Annotated in this window: 6 protein-coding genes and 1 pseudogene; 3 read left to right on the forward strand and 4 right to left on the reverse strand. The window is 73.0% G+C overall.

What is annotated here, in order from left to right; genetic code table 11:
- The first annotated feature begins 117 nt into the window (after nucleotides 1-117).
- The 3 genes from HW445_RS19485 (at nucleotide 118) to fbaA (ending at nucleotide 2,765) form a co-directional block, all read left to right on the forward strand.
- Nucleotides 118-939 carry an aldose 1-epimerase gene (locus HW445_RS19485; protein ID WP_180222275.1) on the forward strand — a complete coding sequence of 274 codons (822 nt, stop codon included), beginning with the start codon at nucleotides 118-120 and terminating at the stop codon, nucleotides 937-939.
- A 67-nt stretch (nucleotides 940-1,006) separates the two neighbouring features.
- Nucleotides 1,007-1,555, forward strand: coding sequence for an orotate phosphoribosyltransferase (gene pyrE, locus HW445_RS19490; RefSeq protein ID WP_180222276.1), 549 nt, complete (start codon nucleotides 1,007-1,009; stop codon nucleotides 1,553-1,555).
- Nucleotides 1,556-1,742: 187 nt separating this feature from the next.
- Complete coding sequence (gene fbaA / locus HW445_RS19495) at nucleotides 1,743-2,765, forward strand: class II fructose-bisphosphate aldolase (protein ID WP_180222277.1); 1,023 nt, start codon at nucleotides 1,743-1,745, stop codon at nucleotides 2,763-2,765.
- Nucleotides 2,766-2,893: 128 nt separating this feature from the next.
- Here the strand turns inward: fbaA and HW445_RS19500 are convergent, their stop codons facing one another.
- From HW445_RS19500 to HW445_RS32830, 4 genes and pseudogenes are all read right to left on the reverse strand, one after another.
- The gene (locus tag HW445_RS19500) at nucleotides 2,894-3,313 is read right to left on the reverse strand and encodes a DUF3151 domain-containing protein (RefSeq protein WP_180222278.1); all 420 of its coding nucleotides are present in this window, start codon (nucleotides 3,311-3,313) and stop codon (nucleotides 2,894-2,896) included.
- Entirely contained in the window at nucleotides 3,310-3,651 is a 342-nt protein-coding gene (locus HW445_RS19505) for a DUF6191 domain-containing protein (protein WP_180222279.1), read from the reverse strand. The genes HW445_RS19500 and HW445_RS19505 overlap by 4 nt, the downstream gene beginning before the upstream one ends.
- A gap of 78 nt (nucleotides 3,652-3,729) precedes the next feature.
- The gene (locus HW445_RS19510; RefSeq protein WP_180222280.1) at nucleotides 3,730-4,380 is read right to left on the reverse strand and encodes a response regulator transcription factor; all 651 of its coding nucleotides are present in this window, start codon (nucleotides 4,378-4,380) and stop codon (nucleotides 3,730-3,732) included.
- Nucleotides 4,377-4,576 (reverse strand): annotated as a pseudogene (locus tag HW445_RS32830) (hypothetical protein); the annotation flags it as partial. The gene HW445_RS19510 and the pseudogene HW445_RS32830, both read right to left, overlap by 4 nt.

The raw sequence follows: 4,576 nt of genomic DNA on the forward strand, positions 1-4,576 counted from the left end.
CGATCGCCGTGACGCGTGCCCTCCGTCGCAACCGTTGACCGCGCGGATCAGGCGTCGCCCTCCGTCGCAACCGTTGACCGCGCGGATCCGGCGTCGCCCCCAGTAGGGTCGTGGGCCGTGAGCACCCATGACGACTTCACCCTGACCGCCGGGGACGCGGAGGCGACCGTGAGCCCCGCCGACGGCGGACGGATCACGAGCCTGAGGATCGGCGGCGTCGAGCTGCTGCGGCAGGGGGAGCGGTACGGCTGCTTCCCGATGGTCCCCTGGTGCGGCAGGATCCGCGACGGCCGGTTCCGCGACGGCGGCACCGTGCACCAGATGCCGCTCAACGCCGCGCCGCACGCCATCCACGGCACCGCCCGGGACAACGCCTGGCGCACCGCGCGCAAGGAGCGGGACGAGGCGGTCATCACCCTCGACCTCACCGACCCGTGGCCCTACCCCGCCCGCCTCACCCAGGTGGTGGCGCTGACCGAGGAGTCGCTGACCCTCACCCTGGCGATCGAGACCTACGGCTCCTCCTTCCCGGCCCAGCTCGGCTGGCACCCCTGGTTCAACCGGACCCTGGACGGCGCGTCCGACGGCTCGTCCGACGACGACGGGGGCGCCCGGATCGAGTTCGACCCCGCCTGGCAGGAGGAGCGCGGCGAGGACCACCTCCCCACCGGCCGCCGCCTGGAGAAGCCGCTGCCCGGCCCGTGGGACGACTGCTTCGGCATGCCGCAGGGGGTGGACGTCGCCGTCCGCTGGCCCGGACGCCTGGAGCTGCGGGTCACCAGCCCGGAGAAGTGGGTGGTGGTCTACGACGAGCAGGAAGCCGCCGTCTGCGTGGAACCGCAGACCGGCCCGCCCGACGGCCTGAACACCGCCCCGCGCCTGGTCACCCCGCTGGAGCCGCTGGAGGCCACCACCACCTGGAGCTGGCGCCGCCTCTGAGCGGCCCCCGGTGGCGGGGCGACGGGGAGGTCCGGCGTCGCCCCGCCGCCCAATTAGGCTGGTGACCATGAGCGACGTTCGCGGCGAGCTGCTGCAGCAGATCAAGGACAAGGCCGTGGTGCACGGCAAGGTGACCCTCTCCTCCGGGCTGGAGGCCGACTACTACATCGACCTCCGCCGCATCACCCTGGACGGGACGGCCGCCCCGCTGGTCGGCCAGGTGCTGCTGGACCTCACCGAGGACCTGGAGTTCGACGCGGTGGGCGGCCTGACCATGGGCGCCGACCCGGTCGCCGCCTCGATGCTGCACGCCGCCGCCGCGCGCGGGCGCAGCCTGGACGCCTTCGTGGTCCGCAAGGCGGCCAAGGCACACGGTCTGCAGAAGCGGGTCGAGGGTCCGGACATCGCCGGCCGCCGCGTGCTGGTCGTCGAGGACACCTCCACCACCGGCGGGTCGCCGCTGACCGCCGTGGAGGCGGTCCGGGAGGCCGGCGCGCAGGTGGTCGCCGTCGTGACCATCGTCGACCGGGCCACCGGGGCCGCGGAGATCATCCAGGACAAGGCCGGCGTCCCCTACCGGTTCGCCTACTCCAAGGACGACCTCGGGCTCGACTGACCCGGACGGGCCGGTCACCACCGGCCGGATCGCCGGGAATCACCCGGAACGCCCGCCGCGGGCGCCACTGTCCGAGACGAGCGTTCGGACGGACGCCCGCGTCTGGAAAGATGGGTGCCGACGACGACGTCACCAAGGTCAGGGCTGGCAAGGACAAAACCCGCAGAACCATCAAGGAGCGGACAGGATGCCCATCGCAACCCCCGAGGTCTACAACGAGATGCTCGACCGGGCGAAGGCAGGCAAGTTCGCCTACCCGGCCATCAACGTGACCTCCTCCCAGACCCTGCACGCGGCTCTTCGCGGCTTCGCCGAGGCGGAGAGTGACGGCATCATCCAGATCTCGACCGGCGGCGCCGAGTTCGCGGGTGGCCAGTACAGCAAGGACATGGTCACCGGCGCCGTCGCCCTGGCCGAGTTCGCGCACATCGTGGCGGAGAAGTACGACGTCACCGTCGCCCTGCACACCGACCACTGCCCCAAGGACAAGCTGGACGGGTACGTGCGCCCGCTGCTGGCGGTCTCCGAGGAGCGCGTGAAGGCCGGCCGCAACCCGCTCTTCCAGTCGCACATGTGGGACGGTTCGGCGGAGACCCTCGCCGACAACCTGTCCATCGCCCAGGAGCTCCTGGAGCGCGCCCGCGCCGCGAAGATCATCCTCGAGGTCGAGATCACCCCGACCGGTGGCGAGGAGGACGGCGTCACGCACGAGATCAACGACTCCCTCTACACCACGGTCGACGACGCGATCCGCACGGCCGAGGCGCTGGGCCTGGGCGAGAAGGGCCGCTACCTGCTGGCCGCCTCCTTCGGCAACGTGCACGGCGTCTACAAGCCGGGCAACGTGGTGCTCCGTCCGGAGCTGCTGAAGGAGCTCGCGGAGGGCGTCGCCACCCGCTTCGGTAAGTCCGACCCGTTCGACTTCGTCTTCCACGGCGGCTCCGGCTCCACCGCGCAGGAGATCGCGACCGCGCTGGACAACGGCGTCGTCAAGATGAACATCGACACCGACACCCAGTACGCGTTCACCCGCCCGGTGGCGGACCACATGTTCCGCAACTACGACGGCGTGCTGAAGGTGGACGGCGAGGTCGGCAACAAGAAGACCTACGACCCGCGCACCTGGGGCAAGCTGGCCGAGGCGGGCATGGCCGCCCGCATCGTCGAGGCCTGCCAGAACCTGCGCTCGGCGGGCACGAAGCTGAAGTAGTCCGCGTCCGCACGGGCATGGGCCGGCCCGGCACCCTTCCGGGTGCCGGGCCGGCCCTTCGCGTCGTGCATCGGCGCGGTGCCGACGGCGGGCGCCGCCGGGCGGCGGTTCCTCGCGCCGTCCCGCGGCTACTTGGACTTGAGTTCCTCGTACGCCTCGTTGCTGCTGTCCTGGAGGAACTGGCGGCAGCGCTCGGCCTCGTCGGTCTCCTTGATCGCCTCGGCGGCGCGGGCCAGGGCGGCCAGGCAGCGCAGGAAGCCGCGGTTGGCGCGGTGGCTCCACGGGACCGGCCCGTGGCCCTTCCAGCCGGCCCGGCGGAGCGCGTCGAGCCCGCGGTGGTAGCCGGTGCGGGCGTAGGCGTAGGACTCCACGGAGCGGCCGGCCTCGAAGGCGTCGTCCGCGAGCATCGCCCAGGCGAGCGAGAACGTCGGGTGCGCGGCCGCCACCTCGGCGGGGGTCGCGGACTCGGCGAGCATCCGGTACGCGTCCTCGTTCTCCGGGAGGTGCGTCGGGTCGGGGCCGCCGAGCAGGTTCTTCTGTTCCGTCATGCCTTCAGTCTGCCAGGGCCTTCGCCCTCGGAGGGCAGCCGCACGACGGCCGTGCCGCCGGCCAGGTCGACGGTGGTGCGGTGCGGCGGCGCGCCGTCCTCCTCGTCGTCGCGCAGGACCAGCGAGGACTGGCGTTCCTTCAGTTCGTGCGACTTCCCGGCGGACAGCGTGGCGTGCAGCTGCTCGAAGCCGGTGGCCGAGATCTGCCCGGCCCGCGCCGGGTTCCGCCACGGCAGCAGCCCGGCCCGGCCGGCGCGCAGCAGCGCCTGGTCCAGGAAGGCGACGGCGGTCAGCGCGATGACCAGCCCCGGCAGAGTCATGAAGACGGCGAACCCCATGCCTCCAGTGTCCCCGCACGCCGTCCGCCGGGAAAGACCGTGACCCCGGTGGACGCGGCCGGACCGGGCCGGGCGCCGTCAGCGGGCCAGGCCCGACTCCCAGGTCCAGGCGGCAATCTCGACCCTGTTGCGCAGTCCCAGCTTGGCCTGGATGTTGGTGAGGTGGGTCTTCACCGTGCCCGCGCTGATGTGCAGGGCGGCCGCGACCTCCGTGTTGGTGTGCCCGCGGGAGACGAGGACGGCGACCTCCGTCTCCCGCGGGGAGAGCGGTGAGGGAGGGGCCGGGGCGTCCGCCGCGGCCGGGCGGGCGAACTGCCGGAGCAGCCGGACCGTGATGGACGGGCTGATCAGGGCCTCGCCGGAGGCGGCGGAGCGGACCGCCTCGGCCAGCAGCCGCGGGCCCGCGTCCTTGAGCAGGAAGCCGCAGGCGCCGTGGTGCAGGGCCTGGTGGACGTACTCGTCGTCGTCGAAGGTCGTCACCATGACGACCGCCGGGGTGTGCGCGGTCCCGGGACGGTGCAGGTGCCGCAGCGCCTCGATGCCGTTCAGGCGCGGCATGCGGATGTCCATCAGGACGACGTCCGGGCGGTGCAGCCCGCACTGCTGGACCGCCTCGACCCCGTCGGCGGCCTGGGCGACGACGTCGATGTCGTCCTCGGCCGCCAGGATCATGGCCATGCCGGTGCGGACGATCGCCTGGTCGTCCGCGAGGAGGACACGGATGGTCACCGGTGCACCTGCCGCAGGGGAAGAGGGAGCCGGAGCGCGACCTGCCAGCCGCCCCCGGTGCCCGGCGCGCCGTCGGGAGCCGGGTTCGCGGTCAGTGTGCCACCGGCGGCGTCGGCCACCTCGCGCAGGCCCCGCAGTCCGAAGCCGCCGCCCGTCCGGGCGGCGGGCCCCGGCCCGCCCGGCCGTCCGTCGTCGG

The sequence above is a fragment of the Streptomyces sp. UH6 genome (assembly GCF_013421635.1).
Taxonomy (GTDB): domain Bacteria; phylum Actinomycetota; class Actinomycetes; order Streptomycetales; family Streptomycetaceae; genus Streptomyces; species Streptomyces abyssomicinicus.